Source organism: Paenibacillus lacisoli, from assembly GCF_030580655.1.
Taxonomy (GTDB): Bacteria; Bacillota; Bacilli; order Paenibacillales; family Paenibacillaceae; genus Paenibacillus; species Paenibacillus lacisoli.
The window spans coordinates 137,768-153,895 of the sequence record NZ_JAUQTB010000011.1 but is presented as its reverse complement, the minus strand read 5'-3'; the positions used below and the strand labels follow the sequence as shown (position 1 = coordinate 153,895).

General features: G+C 47.9%; 14 protein-coding genes and 1 pseudogene. 12 read left to right on the top strand and 3 right to left on the bottom strand.

Annotated features, from left to right (window positions below; translation table 11 throughout):
* Positions 1-586: 586 nt before the first annotated feature.
* Positions 587-1,897, top strand: coding sequence for a nucleobase:cation symporter-2 family protein (locus Q5741_RS16865; protein ID WP_305025292.1), 1,311 nt, complete (start codon positions 587-589; stop codon positions 1,895-1,897).
* 67 nt (positions 1,898-1,964) lie between these two features.
* Here Q5741_RS16865 and Q5741_RS16860 read toward each other — a convergent pair whose 3' ends face one another.
* Both Q5741_RS16860 and tlp read right to left on the bottom strand, forming a co-directional pair.
* A complete protein-coding gene (locus tag Q5741_RS16860) occupies positions 1,965-2,225 on the bottom strand; it encodes a hypothetical protein (protein WP_305025291.1) in 261 nt (86 codons plus the stop codon).
* Positions 2,226-2,437: 212 nt separating this feature from the next.
* The gene (gene tlp, locus Q5741_RS16855) at positions 2,438-2,659 is read right to left on the bottom strand and encodes a small acid-soluble spore protein Tlp (RefSeq protein ID WP_305025290.1); all 222 of its coding nucleotides are present in this window, start codon (positions 2,657-2,659) and stop codon (positions 2,438-2,440) included.
* Positions 2,660-2,854: 195 nt separating this feature from the next.
* Between tlp and Q5741_RS16850 the strand changes: the two genes are divergently transcribed.
* The 7 genes and pseudogenes from Q5741_RS16850 to Q5741_RS16820 all read left to right on the top strand — a co-directional run bounded on the left by Q5741_RS16850 (position 2,855) and on the right by Q5741_RS16820 (position 8,995).
* Positions 2,855-3,742 (top strand): NAD(P)-dependent oxidoreductase, encoded by an 888-nt coding sequence (locus Q5741_RS16850; protein ID WP_305025289.1) that lies wholly within the window; start codon positions 2,855-2,857, stop codon positions 3,740-3,742.
* Positions 3,743-3,841: 99 nt separating this feature from the next.
* The gene (locus Q5741_RS16845) at positions 3,842-4,582 is read left to right on the top strand and encodes a uracil-DNA glycosylase family protein (protein ID WP_305025288.1); all 741 of its coding nucleotides are present in this window, start codon (positions 3,842-3,844) and stop codon (positions 4,580-4,582) included.
* A gap of 54 nt (positions 4,583-4,636) precedes the next feature.
* Positions 4,637-5,869, top strand: coding sequence for a multidrug effflux MFS transporter (locus Q5741_RS16840; protein ID WP_305025287.1), 1,233 nt, complete (start codon positions 4,637-4,639; stop codon positions 5,867-5,869).
* 112 nt (positions 5,870-5,981) lie between these two features.
* Positions 5,982-6,431, top strand: a complete 450-nt coding sequence (locus Q5741_RS16835) for a hypothetical protein (protein ID WP_305025286.1) — start codon at positions 5,982-5,984, stop codon at positions 6,429-6,431.
* A gap of 165 nt (positions 6,432-6,596) precedes the next feature.
* Positions 6,597-7,049 carry an AraC family transcriptional regulator gene (locus Q5741_RS16830; protein ID WP_305025285.1) on the top strand — a complete coding sequence of 151 codons (453 nt, stop codon included), beginning with the start codon at positions 6,597-6,599 and terminating at the stop codon, positions 7,047-7,049.
* 158 nt (positions 7,050-7,207) lie between these two features.
* Positions 7,208-8,092: an NUDIX hydrolase gene (locus tag Q5741_RS16825; protein WP_305025284.1), complete on the top strand. Its 885-nt coding sequence runs from the start codon at positions 7,208-7,210 to the stop codon at positions 8,090-8,092.
* Between the two features lie 17 nt (positions 8,093-8,109).
* Positions 8,110-8,995: pseudogene (locus tag Q5741_RS16820) on the top strand (TIGR02452 family protein).
* A 75-nt stretch (positions 8,996-9,070) separates the two neighbouring features.
* Here the strand turns inward: Q5741_RS16820 and Q5741_RS16815 are convergent.
* The gene (locus Q5741_RS16815; protein WP_305025283.1) at positions 9,071-10,789 is read right to left on the bottom strand and encodes a cellulase family glycosylhydrolase; all 1,719 of its coding nucleotides are present in this window, start codon (positions 10,787-10,789) and stop codon (positions 9,071-9,073) included.
* Between the two features lie 526 nt (positions 10,790-11,315).
* On the opposite strand from Q5741_RS16815, the gene Q5741_RS16810 reads away from it, so the two are divergent.
* The 4 genes from Q5741_RS16810 (at position 11,316) to Q5741_RS16795 (ending at position 16,126) form a co-directional block, all read left to right on the top strand.
* Positions 11,316-12,974 (top strand): spore germination protein, encoded by a 1,659-nt coding sequence (locus Q5741_RS16810; RefSeq protein WP_305025282.1) that lies wholly within the window; start codon positions 11,316-11,318, stop codon positions 12,972-12,974.
* 35 nt (positions 12,975-13,009) lie between these two features.
* A complete protein-coding gene (locus tag Q5741_RS16805; RefSeq protein WP_305025281.1) occupies positions 13,010-14,122 on the top strand; it encodes a GerAB/ArcD/ProY family transporter in 1,113 nt (370 codons plus the stop codon).
* Positions 14,122-15,321, top strand: a complete 1,200-nt coding sequence (locus Q5741_RS16800; RefSeq protein WP_305025280.1) for a Ger(x)C family spore germination protein — start codon at positions 14,122-14,124, stop codon at positions 15,319-15,321. Before Q5741_RS16805 ends, Q5741_RS16800 begins: the two co-directional genes overlap by 1 nt.
* A 136-nt stretch (positions 15,322-15,457) precedes the next feature.
* Complete coding sequence (locus Q5741_RS16795; protein WP_305025279.1) at positions 15,458-16,126, top strand: NAD(P)H-dependent oxidoreductase; 669 nt, start codon at positions 15,458-15,460, stop codon at positions 16,124-16,126.
* The last annotated feature ends 2 nt before the right edge of the window (positions 16,127-16,128 follow it).

Here is a 16,128-nt window from a genome sequence, read left to right as displayed (position 1 = left end):
CGTCTTTGACTCATGTTTGCTACTCCATTCGTTTTTCTCAAATCTTACCATAATATTTAGTTTTCAGACACATCCTAGTTAAAGTTTTGATCACAGTCTCTTTGATATCAATGGTTATATTCTTTTATTCTAAACAACGAGATTAAAATATTTTCGTGCTTAAGTGAACTTTTGTAGGCCGTATAATTATTTATTGTATGTTGTTACTCTAAAACTCACGGCAGCGCAGATATTTCTGTGCTGCCGTGAGTTTTTTTGTTCTCTGGAATGATGGAGACCAAATCAGGAAAAAAAGGGATAAAAAAACAAACGGAGGGTTAGCGTGGTTAAACCTGCTGTGAACGGGTATACCGTGATTGCGGGTGTTTTTATTTCACTCTTCCAATGACAGTTAAGTTAACATAAACTAGGATTCGTCAACAAATGTTTTGTTCGAAATGCCTGATTTAGTTCATTGATTTTATTTGATCTGACAAATATATTAGATTTCTGATGGTAATTCCGAAGAACATTTATATAATGTGAATTAAATTAACATCGATTGGAGGTTTGAAGGTGAACTTATTCGACGGGGGGCAGATGGAACATGAACGAAACGAAGGGATTAAAAGTTTTTTCGCTTGGCCTGCAGCATGTCTTGGCGATGTACGCGGGTGCCATCCTGGTTCCGCTGCTGGTAGGAAGGGCGCTTAATTTGAGCGCAGAGCAGCTCGCCTATCTTGTATCGATTGATCTTCTAACCTGCGGTATTGCGACCTGGCTGCAGGCACGCAGGGGCAAGCACTTTGGTATCGGCCTGCCGGCGGTGCTGGGCACCTCTTTTGTTGCGGTGACGCCGATGATGGCAATTGGACCGCAGTATGGAATTCCAGCCATTTACGGGTCCATCATCGTCGCCGGTATTTTTATCATTCTGTCTGCGGTGTTTTTCAGCAAAATTATAAAGCTTTTTCCGCCTGTCGTTATCGGTTCAGTTGTTACAATTATTGGTATTTCCCTGGTTCCAACCGGAATTAAAAATATGGCCGGCGGCAGCGGAAGCAAGGATTTCGGCAGCCCGGAGAACCTGGCACTTGCGTTTGGTGTCTGTCTCCTGATCCTTGTTCTTAACCGGTTTACCAAAGGTTTTGTCCGTTCACTGTCTGTACTGATCGGAATTATTGCCGGGACACTTATCGCCGGATTGATGGGGAAGATTAATTTTACCGCTGTAAAGGATGCTTCCTGGTTTCATTTGCCGCAGCCTTTTTATTTCGGTACACCGACCTTTGAAATAGGTCCGATTGTTACGATGATGATTGTTGGAATTGTCATCATGATTGAGTCAACAGGGGTGTTTTTCGCGCTTAGTAAAATCTGCGATCAGCCTCTGGATGAGAAGGATCTGGTCCGGGGATATCGTTCGGAGGGGCTCGCTTTTGTCCTGGGAGGAATTCTGAATGCCTTCCCTTATAGTACCTTTGCCCAAAATGTAGGTCTGGTACAGCTGTCGAGAGTTAAAACGACCAATGTGGTTGTGGCGGCTGGAGGGATTCTCGTGTTCCTCGGTCTGATTCCCAAAATCGCCGCACTCGCAACGGTAATTCCTAACTCGGTACTGGGCGGGGCAACGATTGTTCTGTTTGGTATGGTGATTTCATCCGGTATCAAAATGCTGCAAAACGTCGATTTCAGCAACCAGTATAACCTGCTTATTGTAGCTTGTTCAGTATCACTGGGGCTGGGTGTTACTGCGGTGCCGGATCTGTTTGCCCAGCTTCCCCAAAGCATCCGTGTTATTGTCGGGGATGGCATTATTACAGGCAGTCTGGCGGCTATACTTCTGAACGTCTTCTTTAACTTGACTCCCCGCAGGGAAGCCTGCCTTACTCCGCCGGCTCAGGAAGCGCAGATCTAGCAGGTATAGTAAAAACGGCGTACTGTAACCTTGCTTCTGAGGTATAGTACGCCTTTATATTTATAGTTCACAGAACAAGATCGTTCCATTTCAAGCTTTGCAGAAGCCGTGCTTTTAACATCTCCGCAAGAAAATCGTTATAATAGTCCTCCCGGACAATAACCCGGTATTCATGATTTTCGTAGGGATAGGACAGGACATCGGTGTATACTTTATTGTCATCGAAAAACTGAAGAACCAGCTTGAACTGTTCAAGATAACGGTCGTCTTTAATCTGGATTTGAAAGTGGATATCCGTATCCTGCTTCTCCTCTTTAATCTTCAGCATGTTAGAATTGTAGGAATAGGTCAGCATCATGTACCTCCGGCTCAGGTGTTGTGGGTATAAAGGGTGTTATGATGTATATTAACCATTCTGGCGGAAGTTAGCGCTTTATTTCTCACTAACAGTGTGATAACGCATGAGAGAAGCTCCTGGTAGGGGCAAACCAATTAACCTCAGCATGCCTGACCCCGGAGCTTCTGATCTGGTTAACGATGTTATTGCTGATGCTCGGCTTCGTCCTTAACTTCGCTGCGGAAGCCGCGGATGCTGTCCTGACGGCGTTCATTTTTAGCTTCGATCTGGGAGCGCTCCTGAGCAGAGATCTCGTCGGCGTGCTCGTCCAGGTAAGCTTCAGCTTCATTCAGATTGTGAATCGTATTCTGAATACTTTTCTGCAGGTGGGCGACATTATCTTGACGGTTATCCGGTTTTGCCATATGTTCTGCACCTCCTTGATCTGTGAATGGGCATGCCTGAATTAGGCACCTTAACAGTGTATCTTACATGGCTTTTGACTATTCATCCGCGCTTGTGTGCTGTCTGTTCCGGAATGCCGACTGGACAAATCGGCCCGTTCCATAGAAACTATTAAATGTATGTATACAACAGCATAACTTAAGGAGGTATGAATTGTGGCATTATCAGCTGAGAACACAGCAGTAGGCTTCATCGGAACAGGCGTCATGGGGAAAAGCATGGCGGGACATCTTCAGAAAGCAGGCTATACGCTGCACATTTATACGCGAACCGCCGCCAAGGCTCAGGAATTAATGGACCAGGGAGCGATCTGGCATGATACACCTGGCAAGCTTGCTCAAGCGTGCCAGGTTATTTTTACGATGGTTGGTTATCCAAGCGATGTAGAGGAAGTGTATCTGGGGGAAAATGGGCTGGTCCGATCTGCAGCTCAAGATACATACCTGGTCGATATGACGACTTCCAGTCCGCAGTTGGCCCAGCGAATTTATGAGGCGGCTGCGGCTGAAGGCCTGCATGCGATGGATGCGCCTGTGTCCGGAGGAGATATCGGTGCAAGAGATGCCAAGCTGTCGATCATGGTTGGCGGTGATGCTGCCGATTTTGAAGCAGTCAAGCCGCTGTTTGAATTGATGGGGACAAATATTGTGCACCAGGGCTCGGCCGGAGCCGGACAGCACACGAAAATGTGCAATCAGATCGCAATTGCCTCCAATATGATGGGTGTATGCGAAGCGGTTGCTTATGCGAAAACTTCTGGTCTTAATCCGGAGAATGTGCTCAAAAGTATTTCGACAGGTGCGGCCGGCAGCTGGTCGCTGAGTAATCTGGCGCCCCGCATGATCAAAGGGGACTTTGAGCCAGGATTTTATGTGAAGCATTTTATCAAAGATATGCGGATCGCGCTGGAATCAGCCAAGGACATGGGCCTGAACGTGCCGGGGCTGAGTCTCGCTGAATCGTTATATGAAAAGATGTCCGAAATGGGCTACGATGAGAAGGGAACTCAGGTCCTGGTGCAGTATTATTTTCAACAAGCTTGACAGGATGTCTATTCCTAGAATGCTGACGAAATAAAAAGAGACGGTATGACCGCTTCCGGATTTACTCGGGGGCGGTTTTGACATGATAGGAGATCACCAATGCTGCTGACCGATCGAATGGTGCATTATAAAGAGATACTGATGCAAATGTCAGCTGCAAATCAATGGACTGCTTCTGATGTGTTGATACCTGAGCTCCTGCTGCACACAGAAGGAGCGATCGAGATATTTTATGCTCCTCATAATGACTACATAGACCGGCGTGCGGAACTGGTTATTGTGGGAATCACCCCTGGTTTCCGGCAGATGGTGATTGCACTGCAGACCGCCGGCCGGATGCTTCGTGCGGGTTCAAGTATGGAGGAAGCATGCCGAGAAGCCAAAATGAACGCACGTTTCGCAGGCAGTATGCGTAACCATTTGCTGGATATGCTGGAGGAGCTGCAGCTGCATGCATACCTGGGATTGTCCCGAATTGAGGATTTATTCAGCCCGCAGGAGCACAGGCTGCACACGACTTCGCTGCTGCCGGATCCGGTTATGGTGAACAAGCGCAATTATACAGGCCATCGCCCGCCGATTCACCGGTCACCTCTGCTGCGGCAGCAAGCAGCTGAATCCTTTTCCCGTCAGCTCGGCATGCTTGATTCTCCGCTGGTTGTTCCGCTTGGCAGAATGGTGGAACAGGAGCTGCACAGAATGGCTGAGGCTGGACAGATCGATCCTTCACAGTGTGTGTGGGGCTTTCCGCATCCTTCGGGAGCGAATGGTCATCGATGGAAGCAGTTTGCTGAAGCAAGAGAAAGTATGGAGCAAAAGATACGGGCTTATTTCAAGTGATTAAACAAGAAGCCCTATTAAGAATATCAGGAGAGGAGTGAAAGATTATTTACTATGGGAATTCAAAAAACTTCAACACCGAAGCATCTGTCTGAGCCGGCGACTGCGAGACTGAGGACAGTGACAATACTGGGGGCGCTTACGGCTTTTGGTCCGCTCTCATTAGATATGTACCTGCCTGCTCTCCCGAAGCTGTCGCAGGATCTTCATACCACAACGTCTATGGCACAGCTCAGTCTGACAGCTTGTCTGATCGGACTCGCTGTCGGTCAGCTGGTTGCCGGGCCGATCAGTGACGTCCATGGACGGAAAAGACCGCTGCTGATTGGATTAATTTTATATGCAGTCACTTCATTCCTGTGTTCGATCAGCTCATCGATTGAGGCCTTGATTCTGCTTCGGTTTATTCAGGGACTCGGTGGTGCTGCTGGCATCGTCATTGCACGAGCTATGGTGCGGGACATGTATTCGGGGACCGAGTTAACCAAATTTTTTGCCATGCTTATGCTGGTCAACGGTGCTGCACCGATCCTTGCGCCGATTGCTGGAGGACAACTGCTCAAATATACCTCATGGCCGGGTGTATTTCTGGTGTTGGGCCTGATCGGAGTAATTATGCTTCTATCAGTGATCGCTGGTCTGCGGGAAACCCTCCCGGCGGAGCGTCGTTCCCAGGGAGGGCTGCGCCAGACCTTGATGACCTTTGGCAAACTGATCAGAGATCGGAGCTTTATGGGTTACGCTCTGTCACAGGGTCTGATCTCCGCAGGCATGTTCGCCTACATTTCGGGTTCACCGTTTGTCATTCAGGATCTGTTCGGAGCTTCGGCACAAACGTTTAGTCTCATCTTCGCCATCAACGGTCTAGGCATTATTATTGCCGGTCAGGTTACCGGGCGCCTGGCTGGTCGAATCAGTGAAACGAAGCTGCTGCAGTTCGGACTGATCTATGCTGCAATCGGTGGATTACTGCTGCTGACCATGATCTGGACTGGGCAGGGTCTAATTGCCATACTGATTCCGCTCTTTGTCATTGTATCCAGTGTCGGTATTGTAAGTGCTAGCGCTTTTTCGCTGGCAATGGAGAAGCAGGGTGCGGTGGCTGGGAGCGCTTCGGCTCTGCAGGGGTTAATGTCTATGCTCGGCGGTGGGCTGGTTGCTCCGTTGGTGGGTATCGGGGGAAGCGGTACCGCGCTTCCCATGGGTATCGTTATCGCATGTGCCGATATTGCGGCATTACTATGTTACTGGGTCATGATTGCAAGAATCCGCAATAAAAATGTTTAGGATGACAAAACAGGAAGCATGGTGTCCTTGCGACACTATGCTTTTTTTGTGTACCAGATGCTGGGAATTTGATTTATAATATGGGGAGCAGGCCCGTAAAGGAGATATCGACATGATCTACAAGTCAAAAAATCCATCAGGCTATCAGCTTACTGTATGTATGCTTTTTGTTTGCGGAATTCAATTGCCAAATCTCCTAAGACCGAATTTTGATCAACCAATTCTTTATATTTCTCAAATTGTAATATCCACCGCTTGTTTATTAATTGCGGCTACTGCCTTCATTCGCACCCGTCTAAAGCCCTTTTCTGTGAAATTGTCTCCCGGCCTGATCGAAGTGAAGGGAAAACAAATTCAAGCATCAGACATCCGCTGTATTTATCTTTCGCTTGGAGATATAGATCCTTTGGTAGGCATCAGGCCGAAGGGAACGATGCTGCCGCCGCTTAACCTCTGTTACCGGTATGTTGATAGATCTCAAGACCCTGTATCCCAGCTGCATAATTGGTGCCGGGAGCACCGAGTGAAGCTGGTGAAAAGGCGTTTTGCAAGATGGTTGTAATTTAGAATAGTTGTTCGGAAGGCGCGCTTCTTGTCATGAGAAGCGCGCTTTGTGATTATTTTGATAGTAATTTAATTTTTAAAATCCAGATGATTACAATTTTATAATATGATATCTTCTTCTTGTGCCTAAAAGGTACACAAAAAATGAAGAAGGAGGTTCTACATGAAATTCCAGGTTCAAACTATGCCGGAATATCGTATCGCCTATATGCGCCGGGTTGGTCCTTACGGACCGGGGAATGCTGAACTCATGGACCAATTAAAAATCTGGGCAGAAGAGCACCAGCTGCTCACAGATACTTCTATTATTCTTGGAATCACCCGCGACGATCCAGCCGTAACCGCCGCAGAGCTGTGCCGATATGACTGCGGGCTTGTCATCCCGGAGAAGCTACAGGTGGATGTGCACGTCAACTTAGACGTACTAAGCGGAGGGAAGTATCTGATATGCAAAGTCCCGCATACCGCCCAGGACATCCAGCAAGCCTGGAACGAAATAATGGCAGAGGCTATAAGATGTGGGCATTATGTAGATTCCCGCCCTGTGTTTGAAAGATATACCGGGGCGATGTTACGCCAACATGAGTGTGAGCTGTGTGTACCGATTTTTCGGTAACAATTCAATATCGACCGCCTTGACGAGACCCGTAAGGGTCTTGTTCCTTTTCAGCCGCCTTTTTAAATTTGACAACAGAAGAATACATATGGTTAAATATACGAAATGATAATAATAATTAGATAATAACAGTAGATAAAAAAGAGGTGTTTGTCCTAATGTCGGACCAGTTGGATACGAACGGATTCACGGAGCGGCAATTTCTTGAGCAGTATGACGCAAGTCAATTTGATCGGCCATCAGTGACTGTTGATATGCTGATTTTTACAGTTGCTAATCAGGTGGAGAATAATTATAGAAAGCTCCCCCCAAAAACATTGCAGCTTCTTCTCATCAAGCGCGGCGAACATCCTTATCTCGGACATTGGGCGCTACCAGGCGGCTTCGTTCAAATGAATGAAAGTCTTGATGAAGCCGCTGCAAGGGAGCTGCGGAGTGAGACTAATATTGATCAGATTTACATGGAGCAGCTCTATACATGGGGAGACGTTCAGCGCGATCCGAGGACCCGGGTAATCAGCTGTTCCTACATGGCTTTAGTGGACAGCCATTCTTTATTGGTTCAGGCGGGCGAGGATGCTGATGAAGCAGCGTGGTTTGATCTTACCTACCAGGTACTGGAGGAGAAGAAAGTCAACCGCAACGATGGTCATGAAAAAGAGACAACGATCGAACTGCGCCTGCAGCATAATGATATGATGCTGAACGCAGTGATCAAAATTACGAATATCACCAAAGGGCGTAACACTCGAATTACAAGAGAAGTTATGGACAGTTCGGGGCTTGCTTTTGACCATGCAAGGATGATCCAGTACGGGTTAGAACGGCTCCAGAACAAGATCGAATATACCGATATTGCATTTAATTTGATGGCAGAACGGTTTACTTTATCGGAATTGCAGCAGGTCTATGAGATTATTCTGGGCCGTGATTTGCTGGCTGCGGCTTTTCGGCGCAAGGTCACCGACCTGGTTGAGCCGACAGACGAATACACCAAGGAAGCCGGACACCGGCCTTCCAGATTATACCGATACCGTTCATAGACAGGAGTGAATGATAAATGAGGCAGAACACCAGAAGCAGCAGCCGGGAAGCCCGGTCCAAGCTTGCGCAGGAGACCTTACAGATTATTGAGCTTGGAAGTTACAGCGTGGAAGGTCAGGCTGTTTCAATAGCCAGGGAACTCGAGGACGCCATTCAGGCATCCCGACTTTACCGGCCTGTACAACTGCCAGCTGTTCAGCATCGAGTTGAGAAACGGATAGCTGCAGGCGATGCTGCTGCAGCTCATATGGAAGTCACGAACGAAACTACACTGGAGGCTGCTTACCGGCTGGTCGTAGAGAAGGGGGATAACTGACGCTGCTTGTCTGAATTTTGCTTCGGCCAAAAATCCGGGCGGCGGCTTCCTCGGCGGCAGCCAGGCGCAAGAGGAGAGTCTGGCCCGTTCTTCGGGATTATATCCTTGTATCGTTCAGATGGAAGAGATGTACAGCTATAACAAGCAGCAGCGAACCGCCTTCTACTCCGACTATATGATCTATTCGCCGGGTGTTCCGGTCTTCCGAAACGATCAGGGCAGCCTGCTGCGCCGTCCTTATCAGATCTCTATGATTACGGCACCTGCAGTTAATGCTGGCGTGATCAAGCAAAAGGAACCGGACAAGATTCCATTAATCGCTCAGGTCAACGAGCAGCGGATTCGTTATCTGCTCGCTGCTGCAGCTGATGAGGGAGCGACCTCGCTCATTCTAGGAGCATTCGGGTGCGGCGTATTCAAAAATGACCCTCATGAGATGGCTGCATCCTTCCGTAAGGTTTTGTTAGAGGAAGGATACAGGCAGCTGTTTGAGCATATTGTATTCGCGGTGCTGGATAAGTCGCCCCGCCAATCCAGCTTGCGCGCTTTTGAGCAGGCTTTGCTCCCTAACGGGCTGACATCATAAGCTAAAAATAAAATTGCAAAAAGCGTACAACCTTGTTATCAAGGATTTGTACGCTTTTTGCTTGTGTTACTAATCTTAAGAAGCTTTTCCTGTTACGGTCGTTCCGCTCTTCGTAATGGTGTAGTTCACGACATCGCCGCTCCAGAAGTGGAACTTCAGAGTTACGGTACCGTCGTTTACATCCTTGAAAAAGTCAGGTTGAAGTTTGATGGTGTTCGTGCTGTAGGATGGGCTGAAGGTTGTCTCAAACTCTTTGTAAGGCGTCCAGTTCTGCGGACCCGCATTGCCTCCTGTTGTATAGACGGCTTCCATCGTTGCAAGTGTTGTGCCGTTAAACTGTGTCGGGATGCTGAAGCTGGATGTTGTCCCCGAAGTGCTGCTCAATACAGGTGTATTGTAGACGGTTACATTAAACTTCCAGTCCGCGCCCTTATTGAACTTGGCTGTAATCACAGCATTCACACCCAGCTTACCGGAGGAGATCAGCTTTGTAATCAAGCTCGCTTTAAGCGTAAGAACATTGCTGTTCAGCGTATAGTCCGTACCTTTAACCAATGCAGATCCGTTAACACTGAGTGAAGAAAGCGTATTGCCGTTCAGATTAAGATTCACGTTCATATCTTTAACAGCTGTACCCTTCTTGATATTAATCAGATCGCTTTCAGCGCTAGCTGAGCGGCCGGTCCAGCCAGCTTTCATGACGCTGAAGAGATCTGGGTCAGACCACTTGTAGGTCGTCCGGTTGAAATGCTGTCCGTTATCCCACAGCATCGGTGCAATTCCTTTTTGCTTCAGATAATAGGCAAGGAATTCAAAGAATTTCAGTTTTTCACCCTGCTCAATAACACCTGTGTTCTTATCAAATCCAAGCAGTCCGTATTCCCCAAGGATGACCGGAATACCTTTGGCAGTGAATGTGTTGTAAACATTATCAAAAGTAGTCGTGAGATCCTTTTGCGTATCCGCATCAAACTTGGTATAGCCTGCGATATTTACGCTGAATGGCCAAAAGCCGTAGTAGTGTACGGTTGCAATGAGGTTGCTGTCATTGAAGCTTGTTATCGTTTTGTACAAAGCATCCATCCGGGTCTGGGAAGGGGAAGCCTCCAATGTGGACAGCACGAGCGGGCGAGCTGCATTCTGTCCCCCGGAACTGCGGACGATCTTGTAGAACGATTTGTTCAACTCATCCAGCATCTGCTGCTGCTTCGTTTCATCCGTTGTTCCACCGTCAGTAAAGCGGGGCTCGTTGACACTTTCAAACATAAGCTTGTTGGACTTGTCTTTGAAAACAGCCGCAATTTGTGTCCAGATTGCGTTATAACGTGCCAGGACTTGATCGTGCTGGCTTTCCATCTTGCTGATCCAGAGCCAGGAATCATGATGCACGTTAATCATGACATACAGATTGGAGTCCATAGCCCAGCCTACGACTTCTTTGACTCGATTCAGGTAGGTCGGATCAATGGTATAGCCTGGAGCTGCACCAACATGCGAATCCCAGGTTACCGGAATACGAATACTTTTATAGCCTTGGGCTGCAAGCTGTTGAATGAACTCCTTCGTTACTTTTGGATTTCCCCAAGCTGTTTCATCGGCACCGACTGCATCCAGAGTATTGCCCAGATTCCAGCCAGGCTGCATGGCATCAACATAAGCTTGCCCGGTTGCTGCAGCAGCGCTTACGGATGACGTAGAGGAAGAAGATGCTGAGGCTGTACCCGAGAACACGGACAACAGCAGCGTAGTTATCAATGCGAGAGACAGAAATGATTTAGGTTTACGTTTGGTCATAATGATCTCCTTTACCTATGTTTTTGGAAGAGCTGCATGCTGGAACGTTGGTTAGAACGAAGCATCTTACCAAGAGAAAAGAGTCTATCACCTCCTTGCAAAACAACTTGGAGAAGCGGCGCGAAAGGATATGGAAGCGCTTCCTTTAGTAATATATCCCAGCTATTTCTGTCTGGCTACCCAACAAATTAATGGGAAAATCATACAAATAATAGAGATTAAAAATGCTTTTCGGGATATCAAGAGAGTGCGGTGTGCTTTCTCTGCAGCTGCGGTATAATGCCTGAGAAAAAGGACATCACACAGGAGGACTAATCATGATCAGAATGTTCAACACGAACGAGATCAGGAACGTGACCGAATTGGAATCTTGAATAGACCAGCTGCACTCCAGGCGGAGGCGGCTGTTTTTTTTGTTATATTCGGGGAGGGAATTAAGGATGATTAGACCAATTTTGGGTTACCCTACTGTTGGATTAAATTATGGAATGACCCGGCAATCAGGCCAGAAAGCGGAGGGAAGGTCATGTGGAAAAAATGGATCAGTCATATTCCGGATGCTTCGGTATTTGTGCAATCCTTCATCCTGTTAATCGTACCTATTCTTCTGTTCTGGTTGGCACAATGGTGCAGGAACATGTTAAACAGCGGTCTGCAGGCACAGGATCCCGATCCACCAGACGAAAGAAATAAAGATGCACAAAGCGGTATGCTCTCTGAGAGCTATGATGATAACGTGAAGATCATTAAAAAACGCCTGGGAATGAATGCAGATTTCAAAACCCGGGAGCTCCTGCTCAAGGGAACCGACTTGAGGATCTGTATCTTTACGGTCTCCGGTCTGTTTGGCAGTGATCTGATCGATACGCATTTGCTGACGCCACTGATGAGGTATGGTCTGGAATGTGAAAAAAACGGAGAGCCGCTGCAGGATCCCGAGCAGATGAAAAATCTGATCCGGAATACAGTTCTACCGGTAACGCAGATCAGTGAGACCGAGTCTTTTTCAATCATTGAAGACAATATCCTTACCGGAATTGCTGTCATGCTGATGGAGGGAATGCAGGGTGCCTTCCTGGTTGGATCGCCGAATGGCAAAACCCGCGGTGTGGAAGAACCGGTCTCGGAGTCTCTCCTGCGGGGTCCGCGTGTCGGTTTTAATGAAAGCTTAAGTGATAATATGGGACTCCTGCGGATGCAGGGCGTGAATGAAAGTATGGTTTTTACTGAATATGAAGTGGGATCAAGGTTAAAGAGAAAAATGGTCCTAGCCTACCTGAAGGATGTGGCGGATCCAGAACTGGTCCGGGAAGTAGACAGTCGGATCAAGAAGATTCATATTGATGCTGCTCTGGACTCCGGTTATATTGAGCAGCTTATTGAAGATGATGTCGTCAGCCCCTTTCAGCAGATGCATAACACAGAACGTCCCGACAGGGTCATCAGTGCCCTATTAGAAGGTCGGGTGGCCGTGCTGCTGAGTGGTTCGCCGTTTGCACTTGTCATGCCGGTCACCTTCACGATGCTGCTGCAGTCTCCGGAGGATTATTATGAACGGTGGATACCGGGCTCTTTCCTGCGATTACTTCGCTTCCTTGCAGCGATGCTCGCCCTGCTGGCACCGGCCATTTACATATCGTTCATATCCTTCCTGCCGGGTCTCATTCCAACGAAGCTCGCTCTCACCATCATTGAGACCCGGCAGGGCGTACCGTTCCCATCCATTATAGAAGCGCTTATTATGGAGATTTCTATTGAAATTCTGCGTGAAGCGGGGATCCGGCTGCCCAGGCCGATCGGTCCGGCGATGGGGATCGTCGGAGGTCTGATTATCGGCCAGGCAGCGGTACAAGCCGGTATCGTCAGCCAGTTTCTGGTGATCGTCGTGGCCGTGACTGCGATCAGTTCCTTTGCCATTCCTGTATATACCGCAGGAATTACACTGCGGATTTTACGGTTTGCCGCCATGTTCAGTGCTGCCGTATTCGGCCTTTACGGGCTGGTCATGTTCGTACTGCTAATCGGCATTCACCTGGTCCGCTTAAAAAGTTTCGGTGTGCCCTATGTCAGTCCCGCAGCTCCTTATCAGGTCAGCGACTGGAAGGATTTTTTGATTCGGCTGCCCCTCAAATATATGCGCAAGCGTCCTGTGATGCTGAATCCCAAAGACAAGGACCGGAGGTAAAACAGTTTCTATAGTCAATTGAAAGGAGGTTAAGAATGAGCGACCCGGCAGCAAGCAGCAAAGAGCAAATATCGACGGCCCAAACGGCAGCCATTGTCATCAACTATATGCTGGGAGCCGGCATTCTTACCCTCCCGCGGACAACAACCGAGGCGGTGGGAACGCCTGATGTGTGGATATCCATTTTGCTGTCCGGAATGCTGATTCTAGTAGCAGGAATCATTGTGGTTGTGCTGTGCAGGCGGTATCCCGGTAAAACGGTGTTTGAATATGCACCCGCCATCCTTGGACCCTTTCTGGGTAATGGGCTGAGCTTCATTTTTATTTTGTATTTTCTCATGATTTCCGCTTTTGAAATTCGCATTATGGCAGAAGTAACGGGTCTTTATTTGCTTGAGGGTACACCGACCTGGGCTATCGTAATGGTATTTGTCTGGATTGGTTTGTACCTGATTGCCGGAGGCATCGGTGCGATTGCACGCCTGTATGAGTTGATTTTGCCCGTTACGCTGATCTTCTTTGTGCTTGCCATGCTTTTAAGTATTAAAATATTTGATATTAATAATCTGAGACCGGTGCTTGGTCAAGGGATCAAACCAGTGTTTTATGGGCTGAAATCGACCTTCCTCGCCTACACGGGATATGAAATTATGTTCGTTGCCATGGCTTTCATGAAGAAGCCGGATAAAGGGATTCGGGCCATTGCGGGTGGCGTTCTCACTCCAATGGTAATCTACCTGATCACCTTTGTTATGGTAGTAGGCGGACTGTCTGTAGAAGGTGTTAAGAACAAGACGTTTCCTACCTTGGACCTGATGCGGAGTTTTGAGATCGAAGGGTTAATCTTTGAACGATTCGAGTCGCTTCTTCTGGTGATTTGGATCATGCAGATTTTCTCTACACATACCATCACCATGTACGCTGCTTCCCTCGGAGCTTCGCAGATGATGAAGAAAAAAATCATGCCGTTTCTGCTGGCAGGGCTTCCGCTAGTGTATATTGCTGCCTTGGCCCCGAAAAATGAAAAAGAAGCTTTCGCCATGGGCGAACTGTTAGGGAATGTATCGATTATCCTGTTCGGGGTTGTCCCGCTGCTGATACTGCTCATTGATATGCTCCGTTCAAGGATGAGGAGGTCAAGCTCATAATGTTAGCGCGTAGAGTTATTCTCGCCTGGGGGGCAGCAGCAATACTGCTGCTTCAGACCGGCTGCTGGAGCAGCAAGGAGATCGAGAACTTGAGTGTCTATGTCGGCGTGGGTCTTGACGTCGCGGAGAGAAATGAGTTTGAGCAAAGCATTGATGCGCAGGGAGGGCATTATCCGAAAAAAAACTTGGTTACCGCAACTGTGCAGATTGTTCCGGGCAGCGGCGGATCTACCAAGAAGGAGAGCGGGAGTTCAGCCCCGTCGGGGCAGACTTTTTTGAATGAACAGCTGACCGGCGACTCCCTGTTTCAAATATTCAGGCAGTTTGCGGTTCGCCGCAGCCGTCCGCTGATCGGACACCATCTGAAAGTTATCGTCGTTTCAGATCAGCTGGCCCGGAAGTATGGAATGGATCAGCTTCTGGATTTCATTTTGAGAGATAACGATATACGCCCAAGCACACTTATTGTGGTCAGTCATGGTAAAGCAAATCAAACTTTAAGTTCGAAGGACCCGTCTGAGGTGCCGGCCTTCTATCTTCGCGGGCTGATGCAGAATTCGTACAGGACGAATAAAATTCTGAAGCCCATGTCATTAGCCAAGCTGGACGCCAAAATGCAGTCAAACTCCAGCTTCATGCTCCAGAATGTGCTGACCTCAGACAGCGAACACAAATTATCTGGAGCGGGTGTATTTAACGGTAAAACCAAGAAGCTGATAGGTACGTTGAATCAGACCGATCTTGAAGGGATTTCCTGGATCACGGGGACCGCCCGTGCCGGACCGCTGAAAACCTATGACCCCCGCACCGGTCAAACGATCGTATACGAGATCCATTCCTCAGAGAGCAAAATTATTCCGACGATCCGGAACGGCGAGGTATCCTTCCATGTCAAAATGAAGACAGGTGGGCAATTCATGGAGGATTGGAGTATTGCGGATAATAAACCTACCGAAAAAAACATGAAGCATTTGCAGCAGTGGTTTGAAGAAGAGGCAGACAAGCAGATTAATGAAGTGATTCAGAAACTGCAAAAAGAGATTCGAGCAGATGTGGTTGGTTTTGGAGATCAAGTGCGAATCAAATACCCGCGGCAGTGGAAAAAGCTGAAGGATAACTGGGATGAAACGTTTGCCGAAGCGAGAATCACTTACGATTTTAAACTGAACCTGGAAGGCTACGGCTCCATCACGGAATAAGGAACAGACACAATTGACATTTGATATGAAGAAGTCTAATATATTCAGGTGAGTAAAAGTAACCTGTAAATATAACGATAGCTGCGTACATTTTTATGGGCAGTTTATCACCTGAATGGACTGAGGAGGAATACAGATGAATCAACAAGCCAAGCGCCAGGAACTACTGGATGCTTTTGAATTTAGACATGCTACCAAAAGTTTCGACCCTGACCGTAAAGTGTCGGATGAAGATTTTCATACCATTCTGGAAGCTGCACGTTTATCCCCTAGCTCCGTAGGGCTTGAGCCATGGAAGTTTCTCGTTATCCAGAATACTGAACTTCGTGAGAAGATGAAAGCCATCTCCTGGGGGGCTCAAGGGCAGCTGCCGACAGCAAGCCACTATGTTATCCTTCTTGCCCGGAAGAATGGCCGTTATGATACGGAATACTTCTGGAACCAGATGACCCGGGTTAAGAAAATTCCGGAAGAAACCGTCCGCAAAATGATGGATCGATATGCCTCTTTCCAGGGTGAAGACTTCAAGCTGTTTGAGTCCGATCGGGCCTTGTTCGACTGGGCATCCAAGCAGACTTATATTGCTCTTGGCAATATGATGACCACAGCTGCGCTGCTCGGTATTGATTCGTGCCCGATTGAAGGGTACGATCAGGCTGCCATGGATGAACTGCTGGAGAAGGAAGGACTGCTGGAGAACGGAACCTATGGAGTAAGCGTAATGGCCGCTTTTGGTTATCGTGTTCAAGATCCGCGTCCCAAAGCAAGAAGAAGCGAAGATGATGTCATCCAATGGGTGAAGTAAAT

What these genes read in the sequence shown, in the direction of transcription:
- Q5741_RS16835 (WP_305025286.1), top strand. Translation starts at nt 5,982, where the DNA reads ATGATCTACAAGTCAAAAAATCCATCAGGCTATCAGCTTACTGTATGT.
- Q5741_RS16865 (WP_305025292.1), top strand. Translation starts at nt 587, where the DNA reads ATGAACGAAACGAAGGGATTAAAAGTTTTTTCGCTTGGCCTGCAGCAT.
- Q5741_RS16860 (WP_305025291.1), bottom strand. Translation starts at nt 2,225, where the DNA reads ATGCTGAAGATTAAAGAGGAGAAGCAGGATACGGATATCCACTTTCAA.
- Q5741_RS16805 (WP_305025281.1), top strand. Translation starts at nt 13,010, where the DNA reads ATGAGCGACCCGGCAGCAAGCAGCAAAGAGCAAATATCGACGGCCCAA.
- Q5741_RS16795 (WP_305025279.1), top strand. Translation starts at nt 15,458, where the DNA reads ATGAATCAACAAGCCAAGCGCCAGGAACTACTGGATGCTTTTGAATTT.
- Q5741_RS16815 (WP_305025283.1), bottom strand. Translation starts at nt 10,789, where the DNA reads ATGACCAAACGTAAACCTAAATCATTTCTGTCTCTCGCATTGATAACT.
- Q5741_RS16800 (WP_305025280.1), top strand. Translation starts at nt 14,122, where the DNA reads ATGTTAGCGCGTAGAGTTATTCTCGCCTGGGGGGCAGCAGCAATACTG.
- Q5741_RS16810 (WP_305025282.1), top strand. Translation starts at nt 11,316, where the DNA reads ATGTGGAAAAAATGGATCAGTCATATTCCGGATGCTTCGGTATTTGTG.
- Q5741_RS16825 (WP_305025284.1), top strand. Translation starts at nt 7,208, where the DNA reads ATGTCGGACCAGTTGGATACGAACGGATTCACGGAGCGGCAATTTCTT.
- Q5741_RS16840 (WP_305025287.1), top strand. Translation starts at nt 4,637, where the DNA reads ATGGGAATTCAAAAAACTTCAACACCGAAGCATCTGTCTGAGCCGGCG.
- tlp (WP_305025290.1), bottom strand. Translation starts at nt 2,659, where the DNA reads ATGGCAAAACCGGATAACCGTCAAGATAATGTCGCCCACCTGCAGAAA.
- Q5741_RS16830 (WP_305025285.1), top strand. Translation starts at nt 6,597, where the DNA reads ATGAAATTCCAGGTTCAAACTATGCCGGAATATCGTATCGCCTATATG.
- Q5741_RS16845 (WP_305025288.1), top strand. Translation starts at nt 3,842, where the DNA reads ATGCTGCTGACCGATCGAATGGTGCATTATAAAGAGATACTGATGCAA.